Source organism: Pseudomonas meliae, assembly GCF_001400515.1.
Taxonomy (GTDB): Bacteria; Pseudomonadota; Gammaproteobacteria; order Pseudomonadales; family Pseudomonadaceae; genus Aquipseudomonas; species Aquipseudomonas amygdali.
Window position 1 is genome coordinate 1 of the sequence record NZ_LJQT01000361.1, and the last position, 24,377, is coordinate 24,377.

At 58.7% G+C, this 24,377-nt stretch carries 27 protein-coding genes and 1 tRNA gene; 26 read left to right on the forward strand and 2 right to left on the reverse strand.

Annotated features, from left to right (window positions below; all coding sequences use genetic code 11):
• Positions 1 to 184, forward strand: a 184-nt coding sequence (locus ALO64_RS25990) for a hypothetical protein (RefSeq protein ID WP_217996278.1), incomplete at its 5' end; no start/stop codon positions are given.
• Positions 185 to 286: 102 nt separating this feature from the next.
• Here the strand turns inward: ALO64_RS25990 and ALO64_RS17170 are convergent.
• Positions 287 to 371 (reverse strand) — tRNA-Leu (locus ALO64_RS17170).
• A 117-nt stretch (positions 372 to 488) separates the two neighbouring features.
• On the opposite strand from ALO64_RS17170, the gene queA reads away from it, so the two are divergent.
• The 6 genes from queA to ALO64_RS17200 all read left to right on the forward strand — a co-directional run bounded on the left by queA (position 489) and on the right by ALO64_RS17200 (position 6,571).
• A complete protein-coding gene (gene queA, locus ALO64_RS17175; protein ID WP_002552466.1) occupies positions 489 to 1,553 on the forward strand; it encodes a tRNA preQ1(34) S-adenosylmethionine ribosyltransferase-isomerase QueA in 1,065 nt (354 codons plus the stop codon).
• A gap of 14 nt (positions 1,554 to 1,567) precedes the next feature.
• Positions 1,568 to 2,683 carry a tRNA guanosine(34) transglycosylase Tgt gene (gene tgt, locus ALO64_RS17180; protein ID WP_152623900.1) on the forward strand — a complete coding sequence of 372 codons (1,116 nt, stop codon included), beginning with the start codon at positions 1,568 to 1,570 and terminating at the stop codon, positions 2,681 to 2,683.
• A gap of 42 nt (positions 2,684 to 2,725) precedes the next feature.
• A complete protein-coding gene (yajC, locus tag ALO64_RS17185) occupies positions 2,726 to 3,061 on the forward strand; it encodes a preprotein translocase subunit YajC (RefSeq protein ID WP_002552468.1) in 336 nt (111 codons plus the stop codon).
• 72 nt (positions 3,062 to 3,133) lie between these two features.
• Positions 3,134 to 5,002, forward strand: a complete 1,869-nt coding sequence (gene secD / locus ALO64_RS17190) for a protein translocase subunit SecD (protein WP_044344148.1) — start codon at positions 3,134 to 3,136, stop codon at positions 5,000 to 5,002.
• A gap of 9 nt (positions 5,003 to 5,011) precedes the next feature.
• Complete coding sequence (gene secF / locus ALO64_RS17195; protein WP_003415403.1) at positions 5,012 to 5,923, forward strand: protein translocase subunit SecF; 912 nt, start codon at positions 5,012 to 5,014, stop codon at positions 5,921 to 5,923.
• A gap of 108 nt (positions 5,924 to 6,031) precedes the next feature.
• Positions 6,032 to 6,571, forward strand: a complete 540-nt coding sequence (locus ALO64_RS17200; protein ID WP_002552471.1) for a glycine zipper 2TM domain-containing protein — start codon at positions 6,032 to 6,034, stop codon at positions 6,569 to 6,571.
• A 66-nt stretch (positions 6,572 to 6,637) separates the two neighbouring features.
• Here ALO64_RS17200 and suhB read toward each other — a convergent pair whose 3' ends face one another.
• On the reverse strand, positions 6,638 to 7,453 hold the full coding sequence (gene suhB / locus ALO64_RS17205) for a type III secretion system regulator SuhB (RefSeq protein WP_044344149.1): 816 nt from the start codon (positions 7,451 to 7,453) through the stop codon (positions 6,638 to 6,640).
• 216 nt (positions 7,454 to 7,669) lie between these two features.
• Here suhB and trmJ point away from each other — a divergent pair, with 216 nt between their 5' ends.
• From trmJ to der, 19 genes are all read left to right on the forward strand, one after another.
• Positions 7,670 to 8,443 (forward strand): tRNA (cytosine(32)/uridine(32)-2'-O)-methyltransferase TrmJ, encoded by a 774-nt coding sequence (trmJ, locus tag ALO64_RS17210; RefSeq protein ID WP_044323887.1) that lies wholly within the window; start codon positions 7,670 to 7,672, stop codon positions 8,441 to 8,443.
• On the forward strand, positions 8,443 to 9,219 hold the full coding sequence (gene cysE, locus ALO64_RS17215) for a serine O-acetyltransferase (protein WP_044344150.1): 777 nt from the start codon (positions 8,443 to 8,445) through the stop codon (positions 9,217 to 9,219). The genes trmJ and cysE overlap by 1 nt, the downstream gene beginning before the upstream one ends.
• A gap of 158 nt (positions 9,220 to 9,377) precedes the next feature.
• A complete protein-coding gene (gene iscR, locus ALO64_RS17220) occupies positions 9,378 to 9,869 on the forward strand; it encodes a Fe-S cluster assembly transcriptional regulator IscR (protein ID WP_002552474.1) in 492 nt (163 codons plus the stop codon).
• A gap of 44 nt (positions 9,870 to 9,913) precedes the next feature.
• Complete coding sequence (locus ALO64_RS17225) at positions 9,914 to 11,128, forward strand: IscS subfamily cysteine desulfurase (protein WP_044318413.1); 1,215 nt, start codon at positions 9,914 to 9,916, stop codon at positions 11,126 to 11,128.
• An 82-nt stretch (positions 11,129 to 11,210) separates the two neighbouring features.
• Complete coding sequence (iscU, locus tag ALO64_RS17230) at positions 11,211 to 11,597, forward strand: Fe-S cluster assembly scaffold IscU (RefSeq protein WP_002552476.1); 387 nt, start codon at positions 11,211 to 11,213, stop codon at positions 11,595 to 11,597.
• 71 nt (positions 11,598 to 11,668) lie between these two features.
• Positions 11,669 to 11,992 carry an iron-sulfur cluster assembly protein IscA gene (gene iscA / locus ALO64_RS17235; RefSeq protein WP_005734182.1) on the forward strand — a complete coding sequence of 108 codons (324 nt, stop codon included), beginning with the start codon at positions 11,669 to 11,671 and terminating at the stop codon, positions 11,990 to 11,992.
• Positions 11,993 to 12,003: 11 nt separating this feature from the next.
• Entirely contained in the window at positions 12,004 to 12,525 is a 522-nt protein-coding gene (gene hscB / locus ALO64_RS17240; protein ID WP_002552478.1) for a co-chaperone HscB, read from the forward strand.
• A 44-nt stretch (positions 12,526 to 12,569) separates the two neighbouring features.
• Positions 12,570 to 14,432, forward strand: a complete 1,863-nt coding sequence (gene hscA, locus ALO64_RS17245; RefSeq protein ID WP_002552479.1) for a Fe-S protein assembly chaperone HscA — start codon at positions 12,570 to 12,572, stop codon at positions 14,430 to 14,432.
• Between the two features lie 3 nt (positions 14,433 to 14,435).
• On the forward strand, positions 14,436 to 14,777 hold the full coding sequence (gene fdx / locus ALO64_RS17250; protein WP_002552480.1) for an ISC system 2Fe-2S type ferredoxin: 342 nt from the start codon (positions 14,436 to 14,438) through the stop codon (positions 14,775 to 14,777).
• A 14-nt stretch (positions 14,778 to 14,791) separates the two neighbouring features.
• On the forward strand, positions 14,792 to 14,992 hold the full coding sequence (gene iscX / locus ALO64_RS17255) for a Fe-S cluster assembly protein IscX (RefSeq protein WP_044344151.1): 201 nt from the start codon (positions 14,792 to 14,794) through the stop codon (positions 14,990 to 14,992).
• A gap of 96 nt (positions 14,993 to 15,088) precedes the next feature.
• Entirely contained in the window at positions 15,089 to 15,514 is a 426-nt protein-coding gene (gene ndk / locus ALO64_RS17260) for a nucleoside-diphosphate kinase (RefSeq protein WP_002552482.1), read from the forward strand.
• 33 nt (positions 15,515 to 15,547) lie between these two features.
• The gene (rlmN, locus tag ALO64_RS17265; protein ID WP_044344152.1) at positions 15,548 to 16,696 is read left to right on the forward strand and encodes a 23S rRNA (adenine(2503)-C(2))-methyltransferase RlmN; all 1,149 of its coding nucleotides are present in this window, start codon (positions 15,548 to 15,550) and stop codon (positions 16,694 to 16,696) included.
• Positions 16,697 to 16,722: 26 nt separating this feature from the next.
• The gene (pilW, locus tag ALO64_RS17270) at positions 16,723 to 17,481 is read left to right on the forward strand and encodes a type IV pilus biogenesis/stability protein PilW (RefSeq protein ID WP_002552484.1); all 759 of its coding nucleotides are present in this window, start codon (positions 16,723 to 16,725) and stop codon (positions 17,479 to 17,481) included.
• Entirely contained in the window at positions 17,481 to 18,485 is a 1,005-nt protein-coding gene (locus ALO64_RS17275; protein ID WP_005734177.1) for a RodZ domain-containing protein, read from the forward strand. Before pilW ends, ALO64_RS17275 begins: the two co-directional genes overlap by 1 nt.
• A gap of 3 nt (positions 18,486 to 18,488) precedes the next feature.
• Positions 18,489 to 19,598 (forward strand): flavodoxin-dependent (E)-4-hydroxy-3-methylbut-2-enyl-diphosphate synthase, encoded by a 1,110-nt coding sequence (gene ispG, locus ALO64_RS17280; RefSeq protein WP_044344153.1) that lies wholly within the window; start codon positions 18,489 to 18,491, stop codon positions 19,596 to 19,598.
• 22 nt (positions 19,599 to 19,620) lie between these two features.
• Complete coding sequence (hisS, locus tag ALO64_RS17285; protein WP_002552487.1) at positions 19,621 to 20,910, forward strand: histidine--tRNA ligase; 1,290 nt, start codon at positions 19,621 to 19,623, stop codon at positions 20,908 to 20,910.
• A gap of 39 nt (positions 20,911 to 20,949) precedes the next feature.
• A complete protein-coding gene (locus tag ALO64_RS17290) occupies positions 20,950 to 21,591 on the forward strand; it encodes a YfgM family protein (RefSeq protein ID WP_002552488.1) in 642 nt (213 codons plus the stop codon).
• On the forward strand, positions 21,584 to 22,738 hold the full coding sequence (bamB, locus tag ALO64_RS17295) for an outer membrane protein assembly factor BamB (RefSeq protein ID WP_004666072.1): 1,155 nt from the start codon (positions 21,584 to 21,586) through the stop codon (positions 22,736 to 22,738). Before ALO64_RS17290 ends, bamB begins: the two co-directional genes overlap by 8 nt.
• Positions 22,739 to 22,876: 138 nt before the next feature.
• Positions 22,877 to 24,349 (forward strand): ribosome biogenesis GTPase Der, encoded by a 1,473-nt coding sequence (der, locus tag ALO64_RS17300; RefSeq protein ID WP_002552490.1) that lies wholly within the window; start codon positions 22,877 to 22,879, stop codon positions 24,347 to 24,349.
• Positions 24,350 to 24,377 lie beyond the last annotated feature (28 nt).

Consider the following 24,377-nt stretch of genomic DNA (forward strand, 5'->3'; position numbering starts at 1 on the left):
AACCCGGGGCGGTTCAAATGAGTATGAATTGCTGAACATCCCAAAGGCGCGGGCGCAGGAAAACGGAACTGAGGGGACTATTCTCAGGCGTATCCTTCCTTTGCTTGAACACAGGCTTGCCGAGAATCTGTTTCATGGTTCCAGACAGCCTGCCCTGACAGAGAACGGCGTTTTTAGAGATTGAGCCAAACAGATCTTTTTCAGGAGATGCATGCGGTAAGCGACAACAAACCACTTTCCACCAGACGAACAAAAAACCTTGAATTTCAAGGTCTTTTTTCAAAGGTGGTGCCCCGAGGGAGAATCGAACTCCCACTTCTTTCGAAAACGGATTTTGAATCCGCCGCGTCTACCAATTCCGCCATCAGGGCTCAATGGCGGCGAAGTATAAGGATGAGTTTTCTGTTGGTCAACAGGGATTTACGCAGGTTTTTTACTAATGCCGTCAAACTGGATAAACTTCCCGGCCCTGCTAAACGAACCCGATCATGCGCGTCGCTGACTTTACCTTCGAACTCCCCGATTCCCTGATTGCTCGCCATCCACTGGCCGAGCGTCGCAGTAGTCGTCTGTTGACCCTCGACGGGCCGACTGGCGCGCTGGCACATCGTCAATTCACTGATTTGCTTGAGCATTTGCGCCCGGGCGATTTGATGGTGTTCAACAATACCCGTGTGATTCCCGCGCGGCTGTTCGGGCAGAAGGCGTCCGGCGGCAAGCTGGAGATTCTGGTCGAGCGCGTGCTGGACAGCCATCGTGTGCTGGCGCATGTGCGTTCCAGCAAGTCGCCCAAGCCTGGCTCGTCGATTCTGATCGATGGCGGTGGCGAGGCCGAGATGGTTGCGCGGCATGACGCGCTGTTCGAGCTGCGCTTTGCCGAAGAGGTTCTGCCGTTGCTGGAGCGTGTCGGCCATATGCCGTTGCCTCCTTATATAGACCGACCGGATGAGGGCGCGGACCGCGAGCGCTATCAGACTGTTTACGCGCAGCGTGCAGGCGCTGTGGCTGCACCAACTGCCGGCCTCCATTTCGATCAGCCGCTGCTGGAGGCGATCGCCGCCAAGGGTGTCGAGACTGCGTTCGTCACGCTGCACGTCGGCGCGGGTACATTCCAGCCGGTGCGCGTCGAGCAGATCGAAGATCACCACATGCACAGCGAATGGCTGGAAGTTGGCCAGGACGTGGTCGACGCTGTGGCCGCGTGCCGTGCACGGGGCGGGCGAGTGGTTGCCGTCGGGACCACCAGCGTGCGCTCGCTGGAGAGTGCGGCGCGTGACGGCGAACTGAAGCCGTTCAGCGGCGATACCGACATCTTCATCTATCCAGGCCGGCCGTTTCACGTGGTCGATGCCCTGGTGACCAATTTCCATTTGCCTGAATCCACGCTGTTGATGCTGGTTTCGGCGTTCGCCGGTTATCCCGAGACGATGGCGGCTTATGCTGCGGCCATCGAGCACGGCTACCGCTTCTTCAGTTACGGTGATGCGATGTTCATCACCCGCAATCCCGCGCCGACGGCCCCACAGGAATCGGCACCAGAGGATCACGCATGAGTCGCACCTGTCGTATGTCTTTCGAATTGCTGGCCACCGACGGCAAGGCCCGTCGCGGCCGGCTGACCTTTCCGCGTGGTGTGGTGGAGACCCCGGCGTTCATGCCGGTGGGCACCTATGGCACGGTCAAGGGCATGCTGCCCCGTGATATCGAGGCGACCGGCGCGCAGATGATTCTGGGCAACACGTTTCATCTGTGGCTGCGTCCGGGTACCGAAGTCATCAAGGGCCACGGTGACCTGCACGATTTCATGCAGTGGAAGGGGCCGATTCTGACCGACTCCGGCGGCTTTCAGGTGTTCAGCCTGGGCGCCATGCGCAAGATCAAGGAGGAGGGCGTGACCTTCGCCTCGCCGGTCGATGGTGCCAAGGTGTTCATGGGCCCTGAAGAGTCGATGCAGGTTCAGCGTGATCTGGGCTCGGACGTCGTGATGATCTTCGACGAATGCACGCCGTACCCGGCCGACGAAGATGTGGCGCGTGTCTCCATGGAGCTGTCGTTGCGTTGGGCCAAGCGCTCCAAGGTTGCGCATGGCGAAAACACTGCTGCGTTGTTCGGCATCGTTCAGGGCGGGATGCACGAGAACCTGCGCAAGCGCTCGCTGGAAGGCCTGGACGAGATCGGCTTTGACGGTCTGGCGATCGGCGGTCTGTCGGTGGGCGAACCCAAGCACGAGATGATCAAGGTGCTGGACTACCTGCCAGGCCTCATGCCGGCAGACAAACCTCGTTACCTGATGGGTGTAGGCAAGCCGGAAGATCTGGTCGAAGGTGTGCGCCGTGGCGTCGACATGTTCGACTGCGTGATGCCCACCCGCAACGCCCGCAACGGCCATCTGTTCACTGATACCGGTGTATTGAAAATCCGTAACGCGTTCCATCGCCACGACAATTCGCCGCTGGACCCGACCTGCGATTGCTACACCTGCAAGAACTTCTCGCGCGCTTATCTGCATCACCTGGACAAGTGCGGAGAAATGCTGGGGAGCATGCTGAATACGATCCATAATTTGCGCCACTACCAGCTGCTTATGGCTGGTTTGCGCGAGGCTATTCAACAGGGTACATTGACCGCCTTCGTCGATGCCTTCTATGCCAAACGCGGCCTTCCAACGCCGCCTCTGGGTTGAAACAGAACGAGTTTTTCCTTAATTATGTAACTGGAGCGACAAATGAGCTTTTTCATCTCTCCCGCTTTTGCGGATGCTGCTGCACCGGCTGCCGGTCCTGCGGGCAGTGGTTTCGAGTGGATTTTCCTGGTCGGCTTCCTGGTCATCTTCTACCTGATGATCTGGCGTCCACAGGCCAAGCGCGCCAAAGAGCAGAAAAACCTGCTGGGCAACCTGCAGAAAGGCGATGAAGTTGTGACCAGCGGCGGCATCGCGGGCAAGATCAACAAAGTGACCGACGACTTCGTGGTCATCGAAGTGTCTGACACCGTTGAGCTGAAAATCCAGAAGGGCGCCATCGCGGCCACTCTGCCAAAAGGCACCCTGAAAGCGATCTGAGCAGTAACTTTTTACCCATCGACGGGGCGCGCAAGGCAGNNTAGGCGCCCCGCGTTTTAAGCGGGCGGCGTGATGCTGAACAAATACCCTCTGTGGAAATACGTACTGATCCTGGCGGTGCTGGTGGTCGGTTTTATTTATTCCGCACCCAATCTCTACCCTGATGATTCTGCCATCCAGATCAGCGGCGCAAGCACTGCACTGCAAGTCAATCAGGCGGACGTGGATCGTGCAGCCAAGGCGCTTGCCGATGCCGGCATCTCGGTCAAGGCTTCTTCTCTGGCCGAGAATGGCAAGGGCGGTTTGTTGCGTCTGAGCAAGCAGGAAGATCAGTTGCCAGCCAAGGATGTCGTGCGCAAGGCGTTGGGTGACGACTATGTCGTTGCACTGAACCTGGCGCGTACCACGCCGACCTGGTTGCGTCACCTGGGTGCAAGCCCGATGAAGCTTGGTCTCGACCTGTCCGGCGGTGTGCACTTCCTGCTGGAAGTCGACATGGACAAGGCGATCGATGCACGTCTGAAAGTCTACGAAGGCGAAGTCAAATCCCTGTTGCGCAAGGAAAAGGTGCGTTATCGCAGCCTGCCGCAGCTGGGCAATGTGATTCAGCTGGGCTTCACCGACGACGCAGAGCGTGAGCAGGCGCGTGCACTGGTGCGCAAGACCTTCACCGATTTCGAAATCACGCCTGCCGAGCTGAACGGTATTCCCGTGCTGCGCATGGCGCTGACCCCGGCCAAACTGGCCGAGATTCGTGAATACTCGATCAAGCAGAACCTGACTACCGTGCGTAATCGGGTCAACGAGCTGGGTGTTGCCGAGCCGCTGGTTCAGCGCCAGGGTGCCAATCGCATCGTGGTCGAGCTGCCGGGTGTGCAGGACACGGCCGAAGCCAAGCGTATTCTGGGCAAGACCGCCAACCTCGAATTCCGTCTGGGTGCAGGCCCGGATGATTCGAAAGGCACCACCGAAATGTTCGAATTCCGCGAAGGCGGTCGTCCGGCAGCGGCGGTGGAGCGTGGTCTGATCATCACCGGCGATCAGGTGACTGACGCCAAGGCCAGCTTCGACGAACATGGCCGTCCACAGGTGAACATCAATCTTGATGGCCACGGTGGCGAGCTGATGAGCCGCGCAACCCGCAGCAATGTGGGTCGCAGCATGGCGGTGATCTTCATCGAGCAGCGTCCGACCACCACCTACACCAAACAGATGGTCAACGGCGTCGAAAAAGACGTGCCGGTGCAGACCTTCAAGGAAGAAAAGAAAATCATTAGTCTGGCGACCATTCAGTCGCCGCTGGGCAGTCAGTTCCGGATTACCGGTCTGAACGGTCAGGGTGAGCCTTCCGAGCTGGCGCTGCTGTTGCGTGCCGGTGGTCTGGCGGCGCCGATGTACTTCGCTGAAGAGCGCACCATCGGTCCTAGCCTGGGTGCCGACAACATCACCAAGGGTATCGACGCTTCCCTGTGGGGCATGCTGTTCGTCTCGCTGTTCATCATGGCGATCTACCGCTTCTTCGGTCTGATCGCGACCGTCGCACTGGCCTTGAACATGGTCATGCTGCTGGCACTGATGTCCTTGCTGGGTGCAACACTGACCCTGCCAGGTATCGCCGGTATCGTGTTGACCATGGGTATGGCGGTGGATGCCAACGTGCTGATCTTCTCGCGTATTCGTGAAGAGATCGCCAATGGCATGCCGGTCCAGCGCGCTATCAACGAAGGTTTCGATCGTGCCTACACGGCGATCCTCGACGCCAACCTGACGACGCTGCTGGTCGGCGGCATTCTCTTTGCGATGGGCACCGGCCCGGTCAAAGGGTTTGCGGTGACCATGTCGCTCGGGATCTTTACCTCGATGTTCACGGCCATCATGGTGACCCGCGCTATGGTCAACCTGATCTACGGCGGTCGTGACTTCAAGAAGTTGTGGATTTAAGGGGCTGCCATGTTACGTACCATCAACTTCATGGGCGTTCGCAATGTTGCGTTCGCCATCACGATGCTCCTTACCGCACTGGCGCTGTTCAGCTGGTTCCATAAAGGGCTCAACTTTGGTCTGGACTTCACTGGCGGTACGCTCATCGAGCTGACCTACGAGCGTCCAGCCGATCTGGGCAAGGTGCGCCAGGAGCTGGTTTCGGCGGGCTATCACGAAGCCGTTGTTCAGAGCTTTGGTGCCACCACTGACTTACTGGTGCGCATGCCGGGTGAAGACCCGCAACTGGGCACTCAGGTGGCCGAAGCGCTGCGCAAGGCCGGTGCCGATAACCCGGCAGTGGTCAAGCGTGTCGAGTTCGTCGGCCCGCAGGTCGGTGAAGAGCTGCGCGATCAGGGCGGCCTCGGCATGCTGATGGCGCTGGGCGGTGTTCTGATCTACCTGGCATTCCGCTTCCAGTGGAAATTCGCAGTCGGGGCGATCGTCTCGCTGATTCACGACGTGGTGGTGACGATGGGGATCCTGTCGTTCTTCCAGATCACCTTCGACCTGACGGTGCTGGCGGCGGTGCTGGCGATCATCGGCTACTCGCTGAACGACACCATTGTGGTCTTCGACCGGGTACGCGAAAACTTCCGCCTGCTGCGCAAGGCTTCGTTGATCGAGAACATCAACATCTCCACCACGCAGACACTGCTGCGCACCATTGCCACCTCGGTTTCGACCCTGTTGGCGATCGTGGCGTTGTGGGTGTTTGGCGGTGACAGCCTGGAAGGCTTCTCCATCGCGTTGTTCATCGGCGTACTGGCGGGTACCTACTCGTCCATCTACATCGCCAACGTGGTGCTGATCTGGCTGAACCTGACCACTGAGGACCTGATTCCTCCAGTGGTCGTCGAGAAGGCTGATGACCTCCCGTAGGTCCGGCCATCATAAAAAAGGCGCGAGTGCTGAACTCGCGCCTTTTTTTATGCTCCAAGGCTAGGCATTGCGCAGCCATGCTGCGTTTCGATTGGTCAGGAGGTTCAAGTGAACAAGTCTATGCTTGTTGGTGCTGTGTTAGGTGCTGCTGTCGTGACTGCTGGCGGCGCCGTTGCCACCTATAGCTTGGTCAAGGGTGGTCCTGAGTATGCGGATGTATTGGCAGTAGAGCCGATCAACCAGCAGATCAAAACCCCCCGTGAAGTTTGCAAGGACGTAACCGTTACTCGTCAGGCGCCGGTCAAGGACCAGCATCAGATCGTAGGTAGCGTTATTGGCGCGGTTGCCGGTGGTTTGCTGGGTAACCAGATCGGTGGCGGTAACGGCAAGAAGATCGCTACAGTCGCGGGTGCGGTAGGTGGTGGTTATGCGGGCAACAAGGTTCAGGAAGGCATGCAGGAGCGTGATACCTACACCACTACGCAGAACCGCTGCACGACGGTCAACGATGTGAGCGACAAGGTTGTGGGCTACAACGTCAAATACAAGTTGAACGAGAAAGTGGGTCAGGTTCGTATGGAACGTGATCCGGGCAGCCAGATTCCGGTCGACAAGAATGGTCAGCTGATATTGGGTCAGGCGCAGTAACGCCAGCCGCTGCGCTTTAGAAGACATAAAAAAACCGGCTTTCGCCGGTTTTTTTACGTCTGCAGCTTAGCGTTTGAGCGAAGGCGGCAGGTGCGGTGCGATTGCGGTCAGTACGGCCTTGAAGCATTTGGTGTTGCCGGCAACGATATGGCCTTTCTCGAGGAAGTCGTGACCGCCGGTGAAATCGCTGACCAGACCGCCTGCTTCCTGAATCAGCAGAGCGCCTGCTGCCATGTCCCATTCGGACAGGCCCGACTCCCAGAACGCATCGAAACGACCGGCAGCTACGTAAGCCAGATCGAGGCTTGCAGCGCCTGCGCGACGGATGCCGGCGGTCTGGCCTACCAGGCTGCGGAACATGCCCAGGTAGTTTTCGATGTTGTCCATCTGGTTGTCACGGAACGGGAAGCCGGTGCCCAGCAGTGCGCCTTCCAGGCTCTTGCGCTGGCTGACGCGCAGACGACGACCGTTCAGGGCAGCGCCGCGACCACGGCTGGCGGTGAATTCTTCCTGACGGACCGGGTCCAGAATGACAGCGTGCTCAAGGCGGCCGCGGTATTTGCAGGCGATGCTGACGGCAAAGTGCGGAATGCCGCGAACGAAGTTGGTGGTGCCGTCCAGTGGGTCGATGATCCACAGGTAGTCGGTGCCTTCGCCGCTGCCTTCGTGCAGGCCGCTTTCTTCGCCGAGAATGCCGTGAGTCGGGTAGGCCTTGCGCAGAGCGGTGATGATGCTTTGCTCGGCAGCTCGGTCGATCTCTGTGACGTAGTCTTTGGCTTCTTTTTCGTCAACCTTGATGGTATCCAGGCGCTCGATGGAGCGGAAAATCAATTCGCTGGCGCTGCGGGCGGCGCGCAGCGCGATATTCAGCATGGGCTGCATGGATAATTCACCTAAGGTTGTTAAAGAGAGCCGGGCATTCTATGGGCTGATTCGAATTATTTCCAGCCTTGCGTGGTTACGGTTGTCGGGTTCGTGTGGATTTTTTCATGTCGCAAGCGGTCAGTTCCGATCTTCCGGCCCGCACAGCTTCATAGCGTTAGTCGAACCGTTTCTGTAAGATTTGCCCCCCCTAATTCGCGTCAGTGAGCGTTCGCTTTGTTGCAGAACATTCGTGTTGTCCTGGTCGGCACTACCCATCCCGGAAATATCGGCGGGGCCGCTCGCGCCATGAAAAATATGGGGCTTTCGCGTCTGGTGCTGGTCGATCCGCGCATCTTTCCTTCGCCTGATGCCGATGCGCGTGCGTCAGGCGCCACCGATATTCTTGAAGGTGCAAAGGTTGTTGCGACTCTTGAAGACGCGTTGGTCGGCTGTCGTCTGGTGCTCGGTACCAGTGCGCGTGATCGCAGTTTGCCGTGGCCGTTGCTCGATCCGCGCGCTTCCGGTGAAAAAGTCATCGAGCAGGCTGGAGAGGGCGCGGAAGTGGCGCTGGTTTTCGGTCGCGAGCACGCCGGCCTGACCAATGAAGAGCTGCAGCGTTGCCACTTCCATGTGCACATCCCGTCGGACCCCGGGTTCAGCTCGCTGAACCTCGCCGCGGCTGTGCAGGTGCTCAGCTACGAAGTGCGCATGGCCTGGCTGGCGGCTTCGGCACACTCAGAGCAGGGCGAAACGCCCAAGGCAGTCTCGGCGCATAACGCCGAGCTGGCGACGATGGATGAGATGGAAGGCTTTTACACGCATCTTGAAGCCACGCTTGTGGCCATCGGTTTCCTTGATCCGGAAAAACCACGTCATCTGATGGCACGACTGCGCAGGCTATACGGGCGTAGCGAGGTCGAGCGATCCGAACTGAGTATCCTGCGCGGCGTGCTCACCGAAACCCAGAAAGCCGCACGCGGTGAGCCCTACAAGCGGAAGGATCAGTAATGTTCAAGCGTCTGCGAGAAGACACTCAAAGCGTATTCCATCGTGACCCTGCTGCGCGCAACGCCTTTGAGGTGCTGACCTGCTATCCGGGCATGCATGCCATCTGGCTGCACCGCTTTGCGCACATTCTGTGGCGCAACGGCTGGAAGTGGCTCGCGCGGCTGGTCTCCAACTTCGGTCGCTGGATGACCGGTATCGAGATCCACCCGGGGGCGCGCATCGGTCGCCGTTTTTTCATCGACCACGGCATGGGCATCGTGATCGGCGAAACCGCCGAGATCGGCAATGACGTAACGCTTTACCAGGGCGTGACCCTAGGCGGTACCAGCTGGAATGCCGGCAAGCGTCACCCGACGCTGGAAGATGGCGTAGTGGTCGGGGCGGGTGCCAAGGTGCTCGGGCCGTTCACAGTGGGTGCCGGTGCCAAGATTGGTTCCAACGCAGTGGTGACCAAGGCGGTGCCTGCGGGGGCAACTGCCGTGGGCATTCCGGGGCGCATCATCGTCAAGTCCGACGATGAAACCGAAGCCCGGCGCAAGGTCATGGCTGAAAAGCTCGGTTTCGACGCGTACGGCGTCAGCGCCGACATGCCGGACCCTATCGCTCGCGCCATTGGCCAGTTGCTCGACCATTTGCAGGCTGTCGACGGCCGTCTTGAGGGCATGTGCGATGCGCTCGGCAGGCTGGGCAGTGATTATTGCGCCAAAGACCTTCCCGAGCTGCGTGATGAAGTATTCGACTGCGTCAAGGATCGCCACGAAGACAAGGTTGGCTAGGCGACACGGCGGCGTGACGCGTGCCATTACGCCGCACCTTTGCTATGATGCAGCCCGCGCTTTTCGCTAATCCCGACTGTTTTACTTGGTCTAATAGTTGACTCTTTTACTCGGGAATAGCATACTCGCTGTCATTCCGAACCTCTGCGGTATACGCCATGCGACTGACTACTAAAGGCCGATACGCTGTAACAGCCATGCTTGACCTGGCGTTGCACGCGCAGAACGGGCCAGTGTCTCTGGCCGACATCTCCGAGCGGCAGGGTATTTCCCTGTCCTACCTCGAGCAGCTGTTCGCCAAGCTGCGTCGCGGCAATCTGGTTTCCAGTGTTCGTGGTCCAGGTGGTGGTTACCAGCTGTCGCGCGACATGAAAGGCATCCAGGTTGCTCAAGTCGTCGATGCAGTCAATGAATCGGTCGACGCCACGCGGTGTCAGGGTCTGGGCGATTGCCACGCTGGCGATACCTGCCTGACCCACCACTTGTGGTGTGACCTGAGCCAGCAGATTCACGAATTTCTAAGCGGTATCAGCTTGGCGGATCTTGTCACTCGCCGTGAGGTACAAGAAGTCGCTCAGCGCCAGGATATGCGCCGTGGTCATAACCACATGTCGCAACTGGGTAAGATCGAAACGTCCGCCGTCGAATGAACGCAGATGAATGAGCGGTGCGCCTGCCTGATAGGAGAGCTTCAATGAAATTGCCAATTTACCTCGACTACTCCGCGACGACCCCGGTCGATCCGCGTGTCGCGCAGAAAATGATCGATTGCCTGACCGTCGAAGGAAACTTCGGCAACCCGGCCTCGCGCTCCCACGTCTTTGGCTGGAAAGCCGAAGAAGCGGTCGAGAACGCTCGTCGTCAGGTCGCTGATCTGGTCAACGCCGATCCGCGCGAAATCGTCTGGACCTCGGGTGCCACTGAATCCAACAACCTGGCTATTAAAGGTGTTGCGCATTTCTACGCCAGCAAAGGCAAGCACCTGATCACGTCGAAGGTCGAACACAAGGCTGTCCTCGACACCACTCGCCAGCTGGAACGCGAAGGTTTCGAAGTCACCTACATCGAGCCAGGTGAAGACGGTCTGATCACGCCTGCCATGATTGAAGCGGCACTGCGCGACGACACCATCCTGGTTTCGGTCATGCATGTGAACAACGAGATCGGCACTATCAACGACATCGCTGCGATCGGTGAACTGACCCGTTCGCGTGGCGTGCTGTTCCACGTTGACGGCGCGCAGTCGACCGGCAAGGTTGAAATCGATCTGACCAGCCTCAAGGTTGACCTCATGTCGTTCTCGGCGCACAAGACCTATGGTCCTAAAGGTATCGGCGCGCTCTACGTCAGCCGCAAGCCGCGTGTTCGCCTTGAAGCGACCATGCACGGCGGCGGTCACGAGCGTGGCATGCGTTCCGGCACCCTGGCGACCCACCAGATCGTCGGTATGGGCGAAGCATTCCGCATTGCCAAGGAAGAAATGGCTGCTGAAAACGTGCGCATCAAGGCACTCAGCGATCGTTTCTTCAAGCAGGTCGAAAATCTGGAAGAGCTGTACGTCAACGGCAGCCTGACTGCACGCGTACCGCACAACCTGAACCTGAGCTTCAACTACGTCGAAGGCGAGTCGCTGATCATGGCGCTCAAGGATCTGGCGGTATCGTCCGGTTCGGCCTGTACCTCGGCCTCGCTTGAGCCTTCGTACGTGCTGCGTGCCCTGGGTCGAAACGATGAGCTGGCGCACAGCTCGATTCGTTTCACCTTCGGCCGTTTCAGCACTGAAGAAGAAATCGATTACGCCGCGCAGAAGGTTTGCGAGGCTGTCACCCGGCTGCGCACACTTTCGCCGCTGTGGGACATGTTCAAAGACGGCGTCGACATCTCCAAGATCGAGTGGGCGGCGCACTAATTTAAAGTCGCCTCCAACACAGGTCATGGGCAATTGCGACGTGACCTGCAGAGCGGCTCCCTGATGTGAGAGGAATAGAATCATGGCTTACAGCGAAAAGGTCATCGACCACTACGAAAATCCACGTAACGTCGGCAAGATGAACGCGGAAGATCCTGATGTTGGCACCGGCATGGTCGGCGCTCCTGCGTGCGGCGACGTTATGCGCCTGCAGATAAAGGTCAACGAGCAGGGCGTTATCGAAGACGCCAAGTTCAAGACCTACGGCTGTGGTTCGGCCATTGCGTCCAGCTCCCTGGCGACCGAGTGGATGAAAGGCAAGACTCTGGATGAAGCAGAGACCATCAAGAACACTCAGTTGGCTGAAGAGCTGGCACTGCCGCCAGTGAAGATTCACTGCTCGGTACTCGCTGAAGACGCCATCAAGGCGGCCGTTCGCGATTACAAGCAAAAGAAAGGTCTGCTGTAAGCAGGCTTTTCAAGAGAAGCTTGCGACAGAGTCAACTGCAACAGGCTAATGCAACAGGCTAAGGAGTTCCGATGGCTATCAGCATGACAGAAGCTGCCGCTAACCACGTACGACGTTCCCTCGAGGGGCGCGGCAAGGGTGACGGCGTTCGTCTGGGTGTTCGCACCACAGGCTGTTCAGGTCTTGCCTATGTGCTCGAGTTCGTCGATGAGGCGGCCAGCGAAGACGCCGTGTTTGAAATGCACGGCGTCAAGGTGATCATTGACCCGAAGAGTCTGGTCTATCTGGATGGCACCGAGCTCGATTTCGTGCGTGAAGGGTTGAACGAAGGCTTCAAGTTCAATAATCCCAATTCGCGCGGTGAGTGCGGCTGTGGCGAAAGCTTCAACGTCTGAGGCTTTTTATTGTGGGTACTCCCTGTCACTTCGCCCTGTTCGACCTCAAGCCCGAGTTTCAGCTTGATCTTGACCAGCTGGCCACGCGCTACCGTGAGCTTGCGCGTAACGTGCATCCGGATCGCTTTGCGGATGCCCCCGAGCGTGAGCAGCGTGTGGCGCTGGAGCGCTCGGCCAGTCTCAACGAGGCTTATCAAACCCTGAAAAGCCCGCCGAAAAGGGCGCGCTACCTGCTGGCAATGAACGGCAACGAAGTGCCGCTCGAAGTCACGGTGCATGATCCCGAGTTTCTTCTGCAGCAGATGCAATTGCGCGAAGACCTCGAGGACTTGCAGGAAGAGGCTGATCTCGCTGGCGTTGCGACCTTCAAGCGTCAGCTCAAGGTCGCTCAGGACGAGCTGAACCAGAGCTTCGCGGCCTGTTGGAATGATGCTGCACAACGCGAGCACGCTGAAAAGCTGATGCGGCGTATGCAGTTTCTCGACAAGCTCTCTCACGAAGTGCGCCAGTTAGAAGAGCGCCTCGACGATTAACCCCGCGCGGCTTCGGCCGCGCGCCAGTGATTATTCTGAACAGCATGGCTTTACTGCAGATCGCCGAACCCGGCCTGAGTCCTCAACCGCACCAGCGTCGTCTGGCTGTGGGTATCGACCTGGGCACCACCAATTCTCTGGTTGCTGCAGTACGCAGCGGCCTGTCCGAACCGCTGGCCGATGCAGAGGGGCAGGTCATTCTGCCGTCTGCCGTGCGCTATCACGCTGATCGTGTCGAAGTAGGGCAGTCAGCGAAGATCGCCGCCTCCCAGGATCCGTTCAATACCGTTCTGTCAGTCAAGCGCCTCATGGGGCGCGGGCTGACTGACGTCAAGCAATTGGGCGAGCAACTGCCGTACCGGTTTGTTGGCGGTGAGTCGCACATGCCGTTCATCGACACCGTGCAGGGGCCGAAAAGTCCTGTTGAAGTGTCTGCCGACATTCTCAAGGTCCTGCGCGAACGCGCCGAGTCCACGCTGGGTGGCGAACTGGTGGGGGCGGTGATTACCGTGCCTGCTTATTTCGACGACTCTCAGCGCCAAGCGACCAAGGATGCCGCCAGACTTGCCGGCCTCAATGTGTTGCGCCTGCTTAATGAGCCAACGGCTGCTGCCGTTGCCTATGGTCTGGATCAGAAAGCCGAAGGCGTGGTTGCCATCTATGATCTGGGCGGCGGAACCTTCGACATCTCGATCCTGCGCCTGACCGGTGGTGTGTTTGAAGTACTGGCCACTGGCGGCGATACCGCTCTGGGTGGCGATGACTTCGATCATGCGATAGCCAACTGGATTGTCACTGATGCCGGTCTGTCTGCCGATATCGACCCTTCCGCGCAACGCAGCCTGCTGCAGGCTGCGTGCTCGGCCAAGGAAGCGCTGACTGACGCCGAGTCTGTCGAGGTCGCCTACGGTGACTGGCGTGGCACGCTGACCCGCGAGGCGCTCAATGCGCTGATCGAGCCTATGGTCGCGCGCAGTCTCAAGGCCTGTCGTCGTGCGGTGCGTGATACCGGTATCGAGCTTGAAGAAGTCGAGGCGGTGGTCATGGTCGGCGGTTCGACCCAAGTTCCACGCGTACGCGAGGCGGTGGCCGAGCTGTTCGGTCGTCAGCCATTGACCCAGATTGACCCGGATCAAGTGGTGGCCATCGGGGCTGCGATCCAGGCCGATACGCTGGCAGGCAACAAGCGTGACGGTGGCGAACTGCTATTGCTCGATGTGATTCCGCTCTCGCTGGGGCTGGAAACCATGGGCGGGCTGATGGAGAAGGTCATTCCGCGCAACACCACCATCCCTGTAGCGCGTGGTCAGGAATTCACCACGTACAAGGACGGCCAGACGGCCATGAAGATTCATGTTCTGCAGGGCGAGCGCGAGTTGATCAGTGACTGCCGTTCCCTTGCACGTTTCGAATTGCGCGGCATTCCGCCGATGGTCGCGGGTGCGGCAAAGATTCGTGTCACCTTCCAGGTTGATGCTGACGGTCTGCTCAGCGTTTCGGCGCGTGAAATGGGCTCGGGTATCGAGTCGAGCATTCAGGTCAAGCCTTCCTACGGGCTGACCGATGACGAAGTCACCCGCATGCTCAAGGACTCCTTCGAGTATGCCGGCGACGACAAGGTCGCTCGTGTGCTGCGCGAGCACCAGGTTGACGCCGAGCGCTTGCTCGAAGCGGTTCAAGGTGCCCTTGAGGCTGATGGTGAGCGTCTTCTCGACGAAGAAGAGCGCCTGGTCATCAACCTGCAGATGAACGAATTACGTGAATTGATGCAAGGCACCGATGGTTATGCCATCGAGCAGCAGACCAAGCGTCTGTCGCAGGTGACCGATGCATTTGCTGCCCGACGCCTCGATTCGACGGTAAAAGCCGCACTGGCCGGGCGCAACTTGAATGAGATTGAGGAATAACTGATGCCGCAGGTGATTTTTCTGCCCCACGCCGAGCATTGTCCGGACGGGCTGGTTGTAGAAGTGGAGCCGGGCACGTCTATTCTCGAGATTGCCCACGAGCACCACATCGAGATTGAAAGCGCCTGTGGTGGCGTGTGTGCCTGTACCACCTGTCACTGCGTCATTCGCGAAGGCTTCAATTCGCTCAATGAAGCGGACGAGCTGGAAGAAGACATGCTCGACAAAGCCTGGGGCCTGGAAGCGCAATCGCGTCTGTCCTGTCAGGCCATTGTCGGCAACGAAGACCTCACGGTCGAAATACCCAAGTATTCGCTCAACCACGCCGCTGAAGCGCCACACTGATTCAAGGATTGCTCATGAGTCTCAAATGGGTTGATGTGCAGGAAATCGCCATCCAGCTGGCTGAAAGCCACCAGGATGTCGATCCGCTGACTGTGAGTTTCCCCAGGCTGCGTAATCTGGTCATGGCCTTGCCCGAGTTCGATGACCACCCGGACCGTAGTGGGGAAAAGGTTCTCGAGGCGATCCAGGGGTTATGGATCGAAGAGGCCGATTGACGTTCAGTAACGTACGCAGTTAGGCAATACACCAGAACCCGCGTATAATTCGCGGGTTTAATTTTTCGCTTCAATCACTGCTTCTGGAGTTTCACCATGGCTGTTCAACGTACTTTCTCCATCATCAAGCCTGACGCCGTTGCCAAGAACGTAATCGGCGAGATCACCACTCGTTTCGAAAAAGCCGGTCTGCGCGTTGTCGCTTCCAAGCTGAAGCAACTGTCCAAGGCCGAAGCTGAAGGTTTCTACGCTGAGCACAGCGCTCGCGGTTTCTTCGGCGACCTGGTTGCTTTCATGATCTCCGGCCCGGTTGTCGTTCAGGTTCTGGAAGGCGAAAACGCTATCGCTCTGAACCGTGAGCTGATGGGCGCTACCAACCCTAAAGAAGCTGCTGCCGGCACCATCCGCGCTGATTTCGCTGACTCCATCGACGCCAACGCTGTTCATGGCTCCGATTCGGAAGCAGCCGCCGCTCGCGAAATCTCGTACTTCTTCGCAGCTACCGAAGTAACCGCTCGCTAAGTCATTTTTGACTGACGAGTGAAGGGTGAATTCATGATTGCATCGACTGGTAAAACCAACCTGCTGGGGCTGACTCAACAGGAAATGGAGAAATTCTTCGACTCTATCGGGGAGAAGCGCTTCCGTGCCGGTCAGGTCATGAAGTGGATTCACCACTTCGGCGTCGACGATTTCGACGCGATGACGAACGTCAGCAAGGCCCTGCGCGAAAAGCTCAAGGCCTGTGCCGAAGTTCGCGGTCCCGAAGTGGTCAGCGAGGACATCTCCAGCGACGGCACCCGTAAATGGGTCGTGCGCGTAGAGTCCGGCAGCTGTGTCGAGACCGTCTATATCCCGCAGGGCAAGCGTGGCACCTTGTGTGTTTCGTCCCAGGCGGGCTGTGCCCTGGATTGCAGTTTCTGCTCCACCGGCAAGCAAGGCTTCAACAGCAACCTCACCGCCGCCGAAGTCATCGGTCAGGTGTGGATTGCCAACAAATCCTTTGGCAGCGTACCGGCGACCGTCGACCGTGCCATCACCAACGTGGTGATGATGGGCATGGGTGAGCCGCTGCTGAACTTCGACAATGTCATTGCTGCCATGCATCTGATGATGGATGACCTGGGGTATGGCATTTCCAAGCGCCGGGTGACCTTGTCCACCTCCGGCGTGGTACCGATGATCGATGAGCTTTCCAAGCATATCGACGTTTCCCTGGCCTTGTCGCTGCACGCGCCGAACGATGCGCTGCGTAACCAGTTGGTGCCGATCAACAAGAAATACCCGCTGCAAATGCTCCTTGATTCCTGCAGCCGTTACATGTCCAGTCTGGGCGAAAAGCGTGTGCTCACCATTGAATACACCATGCTCAAGGACATCAACGACAAGGTTGAACACGCCGTCGAGATGATCGAGCTGCTCAAGGACACGCCTTGCAAGATCAACCTGATCCCGTTCAACCCGTTTCCGCACTCCGGTTACGAGCGTCCCAGCAATAACGCGATCCGTCGTTTTCAGGACCTGTTGCATCAGGCTGGTTATAACGTCACTGTGCGCACCACGCGCGGTGAAGACATTGATGCAGCATGCGGCCAGCTGGTCGGGCAGGTGATGGACCGTACACGCCGTAGTGAACGCTACATTGCTGTGCGTGAGTTGAGCGCCGAGGCCGAGACGGCCCCGGTTGCGGCGACTCGAACCTGACTGCCAACCTGATCGAGAGAGACTCCATGTCTGTGCGTGCCTCGCTGTTGCTATGTGTTGTCATGTTGCTGACGGCGTGCGTATCCACCGGCAACGTCAACCCGATGACAACGGCGCAGGGGCGCGAGGAAGCGCGCAGAGCGTACGTGCAGCTTGGGCTGGGTTACTTTCAGCAGGGGCAGACCGAGCGCGCCAAGGTTCCGCTGAAAAAGGCGCTCGAGCTCGACAGTTCCGACGCGCAGGCCAATGCCGCACTGGCGCTGGTGTTCCAGACCGAGATGGAGCCGGAGCTTGCAGAGCAGTACTTTCGCAAGGCGCTGGCTTCCAGTAACAACGAAACACGCATCGTCAATAATTACGGCAGTTTTCTGTTCGAACAAAAGCGTTACAAGGAAGCCTACGAGCGTTTTGAACAGGCCGCTGCCGACAACCTGTATCCTGAGCGGTCGCGAGTCTTTGAGAGCCTGGGCATGACTTCGCTGAAGCTGGGTAATCGCGAGCAGGCCCGTGAGCATTTTACCAAGGCGTTGCGCCTGGACCGCCAGTTGCCAAGGTCCTTGCTGGAAATGGCGCAGATATCCTACGAAGACAAGCAATATGTGCCGGCGCGTGATTATTACGACCGTTTTAGCCAACTCAGCGAGCAAAATGCACGTAGTCTATTGCTCGGTACACGCCTGGCGAAGATCTATGATGATCGTAACAAGGCGGCCAGTTTTGGTCTGCTGTTGAAAAGACTCTATCCCGGTACGCCGGAATATCAGCAATACCTGTCGGAGCAATGATGAAAGCGGCGCATCCCGAAGTTGTAGCAACCACCCGCGTGAACCCTGGAGAAACCCTGCGCCAGGTCCGCGAGAGCAGGAGCTGGTCGCTGCCAGATGTGGCTTTGAGACTGAACCTCACCGTGACCTCCCTGAGCAATCTGGAGAACGGACATTTTGAAAAGCTGCCTGGGCATACGTTTGCCCGGGGGTATGTACGCGCCTACGCCAAGCTGCTTGACCTCGATCAGGCGGCGCTGGTCGAACAGTTCGACCAGTTCACCGGCACCGATGGCAAGGGCAGTTCGGTCCACGCATTGGGCCGTATCGAAGAGCCGGTCAGGCTGTCACACAACATCCTGCGTATCGTCAGCCTGTTGTTGCTGGTGCTTCTGGTCGGTGGCGGTTTCTTCTGGTGGCAGGATCAGGCTTCTCTGCGTGGCAGGGACCAGTCCGGGCTGAACATGGAGCACGTCGAGGTCGAAAGCGCCGACGGCACCACTCAGATTCACCCGCTGGACGAGCCGGAAGAGCCCGCAGTGGCCGAAACGCCTACTGCCGGACAGACTTCGCTGCCGTTGAACACCGGTGCGCCTGCCAGTGAATCTCCGAGCGCGACGCCTGCTGCTCCTACTGCAGGTGTTACGAGTCATGCGCCTGCGCAGACACAGACACCGGCCGCCACTACGCCGCCTGCAAATGCTCCACAAGCGCCTGTTGCTGCGCCGACCGTACCGTCGATGCCGACCGCACCAGCCGAGCAGCCAGAGCCAGTCATGGCCGGGGCCGGTCAGGTTACTGTGCAGTTCGTCGCCGATTGCTGGACCCAGGTCACTGACGGTAACGGCAAGGTGCTGGTCAGCGGCCTTAAGCGCAAGGGCGACAGCCTGGATGTCAGCGGCAAGCCGCCATTGACGCTGCGCCTGGGCTACGCACGCGGCGCGCAGGTCAGCTACAACGGTCAGCCTGTAGACGTGGCACCTTTTACCAGCGGCGAAACTGCTCGCCTGAAGCTAGGGCAATAAGTCATGCACGGCGAATCTCCAATCAAGCGTCGCGAATCCCGAAAAATATGGGTCGGTTCCGTACCGGTCGGCGGTGATGCGCCGATTGCCGTGCAGAGCATGACCAACAGCGATACCAACGATGTTGCGGCCACCGTCGCCCAGATCAACCGTCTGGAAGCTGCCGGTGTCGACATCGTGCGTGTTTCTGTACCGGACATGGACGCTGCCGAAGCCTTTGGTCGCATCAAGCAACTGGTCAAAGTGCCATTGGTCGCCGACATCCACTTCGACTATCGCATCGCATTGCGTGTGGCTGAACTGGGTGTCGACTGCCTGCGTATCAATCCGGGCAATATCGGTCGTGAAGACCGGGTGCGGGCCGTGGTCGATGCTGCGCGTGATCGCGGTATTCCGATCCGCATCGGCGTCAACGCCGGGTCGCTGGAAAAAGACCTACAGAAGAAGTACGGCGAGCCGACGCCAGAGGCGTTGGTGGAGTCTGCGTTGCGCCACGTCGAGCACCTGGAGCGCCTGAACTTTCAGGACTTCAAGGTCAGCGTCAAGGCGTCCGATGTGTTCATGGCCGTCGCAGCCTACCGCCTGCTGGCCAAACAGATCGTCCAGCCGCTGCACCTGGGTATTACCGAAGCTGGCGGCTTGCGTTCAGGCACGGTGAAATCGGCTGTCGGTCTTGGAATGCTGCTTGCCGAAGGAATTGGCGATACTATCCGCATCTCGCTGGCTGCTGATCCGGTCGAGGAAGTGAAAGTCGGGTACGACATCCTCAAATCGTTGCGCCTTCGTTCCCGTGGTATCAACTTCATCGCCTGCCCGAGCTGCTCGCGGCAGAACTTCGATGTGGTCAAGACCATGAACGAGCTTGAAGGTCGCCTTGAAGATTTGCTGGTGCCGCTTGATGTCGCAGTGATCGGTTGTGTAGTCAACGGTCCGGGCGAGGCCAAGGAAGCGCATATCGGCCTGACTGGTGGTACGCCGAACCTGATTTACATCGACGGCAAGTCTGCGCAGAAACTGACCAACGACAATCTCGTGGACGAGCTTGAACGCTTGATTCGCGAGAAAGCGGCTGAAAAGGCCGAAGCCGACGCATCTGTCATCGTGCGCGGCTAACCAGGATTGCTAAGGATTTTCTGTGAGTAAGTCTCTACAAGCCATTCGTGGCATGAACGACATCCTGCCCGAGCAGACGCCGCTGTGGCGCCACTTCGAAGGCACCGTTTCACGTCTGCTGGATAACTACGGTTACCGGCAGATTCGTATGCCTATCGTCGAATTCACCGAGCTGTTCAAGCGCTCCATCGGTGAAGTGACCGATATCGTCGAGAAGGAAATGTACACCTTCGCCGATCGCAACGGCGACTCCCTGACCCTGCGTCCGGAAGGTACTGCTGCCTGTGTGCGTGCGGTCCTGGAGCACGGCATCACCGGTGGCGGTCAGGTTCAGAAACTGTGGTACATCGGGCCGATGTTTCGTCACGAGCGTCCACAGAAAGGCCGTTATCGCCAGTTTCACCAGATTGGTGTCGAGGTCTTCAATCTTGACGGTCCGGACATCGATGCCGAACTGATCGTCATGACCTGGCGCCTGTGGGGCATGCTGGGCATTCGCAATGCGGTCAAGCTTGAACTGAACAGCCTGGGCACCAGCGAAGCGCGTGCGCGTTATCGTGATGCGCTGGTCGAGTTTCTGTCGGCACGTCTTGATCAACTCGACGAAGACAGCCAGCGTCGTCTGAAAACCAATCCGCTGCGCGTGCTGGACACCAAACACCCTGAAACCCAGGCTGTGCTGGTCGATGCGCCAAAGCTGGCAGATTATCTGGATGACGAATCCCGCGTTCACTTCGAAGGCCTGAAGGCCCGTCTGGACGCAGCCGGCATTCCTTATGTCATCAACCCGAAGCTGGTTCGCGGGCTGGATTATTACAGCAAGACCGTTTTCGAGTGGGTTACCGACCAATTGGGTGCTCAGGGTACGGTCTGTGCAGGCGGTCGTTATGACGGTCTGGTCGAGCAGATGGGCGGCAAGCCGACGACCGGCGTTGGTTTCGCGATGGGTATCGAGCGTCTGGTTCTGTTGCTTGAAACCCTCGGGCAGGTCCCGGAAGAAATTGCCCGTCAGGTCGATGTTTACCTGTGCGCCTTTGGCGAAGCAGCTGAGCTGGCTGCGCTGGCTCTCACCGAAAAGGTGCGCGATCAGTTGCCGAGCCTGCGTTTGCAGGTCAACGCCGGTGCCGGCAGCTTCAAAAGCCAGTTCAAGAAAGCCGACAAGAGCGGTGCGCTGTATGCGCTGATTCTCGGTGAAGAAGAACTGGCGGCAAAGGTCATTGGCGTCAAACCCCTGCGCGGTCAGGGCGAACAACAAAATATTGCCTGGGACGCTCTGTCAGAGCACCTGGCCTCCTGCGTTGTGCAGGGTTGAAGCTGATTTAACAGCCGTTTAGCGAATAGGAGTATTGGGGTGTCGGGTACCGAAGATGAAGAGCTGGCGGTAATGAAGGACTGGTGGCAGCGTAACGGCAAACCCCTGTTGACCGGTGGTCTGCTTGCGTTGGTCGTGGTCTTGGGTTGGCAGTTCTGGCACAGGTATCAGGCCAGCCAGTCGCAAGGCGCCTCGATGCTTTATCAGCAATTGCTGGAAACCGCACTGACGCCCAGTGGCCAGGCAGACACCGCACGTGTCGCCGAGATATCCGGCAAACTGAAAAGCGAATTCGGTGGCACTACCTATGCACAGTTCGGTAGCCTGTTCGTCGCCAAGGTGGCGGTCGATGCCGGTAAGCTGGACGATGCTGCAGCCGAGCTGAAAACCGTGGCCGACAAGCCTGCCAATGACACGCTGGGCGAGATTGCCCGTCAGCGTCTGGCTCGCGTGCTGGCTGCGCAGAACAAGACCGATGACGCGCTGAAGCTGCTCGACGGCGATGCCGACAAGGCCTTCCTCGCCAGTCGTGAAGAACTCAAGGGTGACCTGCTGGTACAGCTGGGTCGTACCGACGAGGCATATGCTGCATACCAAAAGGCCAAATCCGCTCTGTCCGAAGACGCAGCAGTGGGTGGCCTGCAAATGAAGCTCGACGATCTGGCGAAAGGGGATGCGTGACGTGATTCGTTGGAAACATGCAGCATTGCTGGCTCTGGCCATTCTGGCCGCGGGTTGCAGCAGCAACAGCAAAAAGGAATTGCCTCCGGCCGAGCTGACCGACTTCAAAGAAGAAGTGGTTCTGCACAAGCAGTGGAGCCGCTCCATTGGCGACGGTCAGGGCAAGACTTACAACATGCTCGTGCCGGCCATTGATGGCGACCGCATCTATGCGGCTGACGTCACTGGCGAAGTTGTATCGCTGGATCGTCTGACCGGTGATGTGATCTGGAAGAAAGATCTCGATCTGCCGGTTTCCGGTGCAGTTGGCGTGGGCTATGGCCTGGTAATGATCGGCACCCTCAAGGGTGAAGTCATTGCCATGGACGCCACCTCCGGTGAGGAAAAGTGGCGTGCCCGCGTGACCAGCGAAGTGCTGGCCCCGCCTGCCACCAACGGTTCTGTGGTAGTGGTTCAGACTCAGGATGACCGTATTGTCGGCTTCGATGCCTCCACAGGTTCCCAGCTCTGGATTTACGAAAGCACTCCAGCGGTGCTGACCCTGCGTGGTACCGGCGCTCCACTTGCAACCAATCGTCTCGCCGTGGCGGGTCTGTCGACCGGTAAGGTCGTCGCGCTGGACATTACCAACGGCGTGCCTGTCTGGGAGCAGCGTGTTGCCATCCCGCAAGGTCGCTCGGAACTGGATCGTGTCGTGGATATCGACGGCGGCCTGTTGCTGTCCGGCGGTACGCTGTACGTTGCTACCTATCAGGGTCGCGTCGCCGGTCTGGACCTGGAAAGCGGTCGTGTGCTCTGGCAGCGTGATGCCTCTAGCTACTCGGGCGTTGCCCAGGGCTTTGGCAGCGTTTACGCAACCCTGGCCTCCGGCACTGTCGAGGGTATCGACGAGCGTTCGTCCTCTGCACTGTGGAGCAACGAATCACTGGCTCGCCGCCAGCTCGGCGCGCCGGAAGTGTATTCCAGCTATGTAGCGGTCGGTGACATGGAAGGCTACCTGCACCTGTTGAGCCAGGTGGACGGTCGTTTTGTCGGTCGCGAACGTATCGACAGCGACGGCCTGCGTGCTCGTCCGCTGGTGGTTGGGGACATGATTTACGTGTATGGCAACAGCGGCAAACTGGAAGCCCTGACCATCAAGCAATAAGTGTCCATGCCCGGGGCCGATGGCCCCGGGTGCCTTTGCTTCGGCAAGGCTGCGGTGCCTTTGTGGCATCGCCCCGAACTCCGGTCGCTGCCCTGCAGCGGCTTTTGTATTTTCTGAAATAACGAAGTGGAGAGCCGCATGGTTCCCGTAATCGCCCTGGTGGGTCGACCGAACGTCGGCAAGTCCACCATGTTCAACCGCCTGACCAGGACTCGCGACGCCATTGTCGGTGATCTGTCCGGTCTTACCCGTGATCGCCAATACGGAGAGGCGAAGTGGCAAGGGCGCTCCTATATTCTGATCGACACCGGCGGTATTTCCGGTGACGAGCATGGCATGGACGAAAAGATGGCCGAGCAGTCGCTGCTGGCCATTGAAGAAGCCGATGTGGTGCTGTTTCTGGTGGACGCCCGTGCGGGCTATACCGCTGCTGATCAGATGATTGGTGAGCACCTGCGCAAGCGCAACAAGCGTTCCTACGTGGTTGCCAACAAGATCGACAACATCGACGAAAACCTGGCACGTGCCGAGTTCAGCCCAATGGGTCTGGGCGACGCCATTCCGGTGGCCGGTGCTCACGGTCGTGGCATCTCGCAGATGCTCGAAATCGCCCTGCGGGAGTTTCCCAAGGACGAAGACGAGCTGGAAGAGGGCGAGGAGGTCGAGGAAGTTGCCGAAGGTCAGGAAGCCAAGCGCATTCCTGGTCCGAGCGAAAAAGACGGCATCAAGATCGCAATCATCGGGCGTCCCAACGTCGGCAAATCGACGCTGGTCAACCGAATGCTGGGTGAAGACCGGGTTATCGTCTATGACGAGCCAGGCACCACGCGCGACAGTATCTACATTCCCTTCGAGCGTAATGAAGAGAAGTACACGCTGATCGACACTGCCGGTGTGCGCAAGCGCGGCAAGATCCACGAGGAAGTTGAAAAGTTCTCGGTGGTCAAGACGCTGCAGGCCATCAAGGACGCCAACGTGGTGATCTTTGTGATGGACGCCCGCGAAGGTGTGGTCGACCACGACCTGAACCTGCTGGGCTTCGCCCTTGAAGCGGGTCGTGCGCTGGTCATCGCGCTGAACAAGTGGGACGGCATGACGCCGGGCGAACGCGATTTCGTGAAGATCGAGCTGGAGCGCCGGTTGTTCTTCGTCGACTTCGCCGACATCCACTTCATCTCCGCACTGCACGGCACGGGCGTGGGCAACCTGTATCAGTCGGTACAGAACTCGTTCAAGTCTGCGGTAACCCGCTGGCCAACCAGCCGCCTGACCCAGATTCTCGAAGATGCGGTCAGCGAGCATGCGCCACCCATGGTCGGCAGCCGCCGTATCAAATTGCGTTACGCTCACCTGGGCGGCGCCAACCCGCCGCTGATCGTAATCCACGGCAACCAGGTCGAAAAAGTACCGAAGTCCTATGTCCGGTATCTGGAAAACACCTATCGCCGCGTGCTCAAGCTGGTCGGTACGCCGATCCGCATCGAGTTCAAGGGCGGCGAGAACCCGTATGAAGGCAATAAGAACACGCTGACTGACCGTCAGGTCAACAAGAAGCGTCGAATGATGTCGCACCACAAGAAGGCCGACAAGAAGCGCCGCGACAAGCGCTGAGTCAGCATTGGGAAAAAGGCGCTTCGGC

Bases quoted from the DNA above. Each gene is read 5' to 3' on its own strand.
- cysE (WP_044344150.1), top strand. From the start codon at position 8,443: ATGTTCAAGCGTCTGCGAGAAGACACTCAAAGCGTATTCCATCGTGAC.
- tgt (WP_152623900.1), top strand. From the start codon at position 1,568: ATGTCTTTCGAATTGCTGGCCACCGACGGCAAGGCCCGTCGCGGCCGG.
- iscX (WP_044344151.1), top strand. From the start codon at position 14,792: ATGAGTCTCAAATGGGTTGATGTGCAGGAAATCGCCATCCAGCTGGCT.
- der (WP_002552490.1), top strand. From the start codon at position 22,877: ATGGTTCCCGTAATCGCCCTGGTGGGTCGACCGAACGTCGGCAAGTCC.
- pilW (WP_002552484.1), top strand. From the start codon at position 16,723: ATGTCTGTGCGTGCCTCGCTGTTGCTATGTGTTGTCATGTTGCTGACG.
- suhB (WP_044344149.1), bottom strand. From the start codon at position 7,453: ATGCAGCCCATGCTGAATATCGCGCTGCGCGCCGCCCGCAGCGCCAGC.
- iscU (WP_002552476.1), top strand. From the start codon at position 11,211: ATGGCTTACAGCGAAAAGGTCATCGACCACTACGAAAATCCACGTAAC.
- hscA (WP_002552479.1), top strand. From the start codon at position 12,570: ATGGCTTTACTGCAGATCGCCGAACCCGGCCTGAGTCCTCAACCGCAC.
- ALO64_RS17275 (WP_005734177.1), top strand. From the start codon at position 17,481: ATGAAAGCGGCGCATCCCGAAGTTGTAGCAACCACCCGCGTGAACCCT.
- fdx (WP_002552480.1), top strand. From the start codon at position 14,436: ATGCCGCAGGTGATTTTTCTGCCCCACGCCGAGCATTGTCCGGACGGG.
- bamB (WP_004666072.1), top strand. From the start codon at position 21,584: ATGCGTGACGTGATTCGTTGGAAACATGCAGCATTGCTGGCTCTGGCC.
- ndk (WP_002552482.1), top strand. From the start codon at position 15,089: ATGGCTGTTCAACGTACTTTCTCCATCATCAAGCCTGACGCCGTTGCC.
- secF (WP_003415403.1), top strand. From the start codon at position 5,012: ATGTTACGTACCATCAACTTCATGGGCGTTCGCAATGTTGCGTTCGCC.
- yajC (WP_002552468.1), top strand. From the start codon at position 2,726: ATGAGCTTTTTCATCTCTCCCGCTTTTGCGGATGCTGCTGCACCGGCT.
- iscR (WP_002552474.1), top strand. From the start codon at position 9,378: ATGCGACTGACTACTAAAGGCCGATACGCTGTAACAGCCATGCTTGAC.
- ALO64_RS17225 (WP_044318413.1), top strand. From the start codon at position 9,914: ATGAAATTGCCAATTTACCTCGACTACTCCGCGACGACCCCGGTCGAT.
- queA (WP_002552466.1), top strand. From the start codon at position 489: ATGCGCGTCGCTGACTTTACCTTCGAACTCCCCGATTCCCTGATTGCT.
- iscA (WP_005734182.1), top strand. From the start codon at position 11,669: ATGGCTATCAGCATGACAGAAGCTGCCGCTAACCACGTACGACGTTCC.
- ispG (WP_044344153.1), top strand. From the start codon at position 18,489: ATGCACGGCGAATCTCCAATCAAGCGTCGCGAATCCCGAAAAATATGG.
- secD (WP_044344148.1), top strand. From the start codon at position 3,134: ATGCTGAACAAATACCCTCTGTGGAAATACGTACTGATCCTGGCGGTG.
- rlmN (WP_044344152.1), top strand. From the start codon at position 15,548: ATGATTGCATCGACTGGTAAAACCAACCTGCTGGGGCTGACTCAACAG.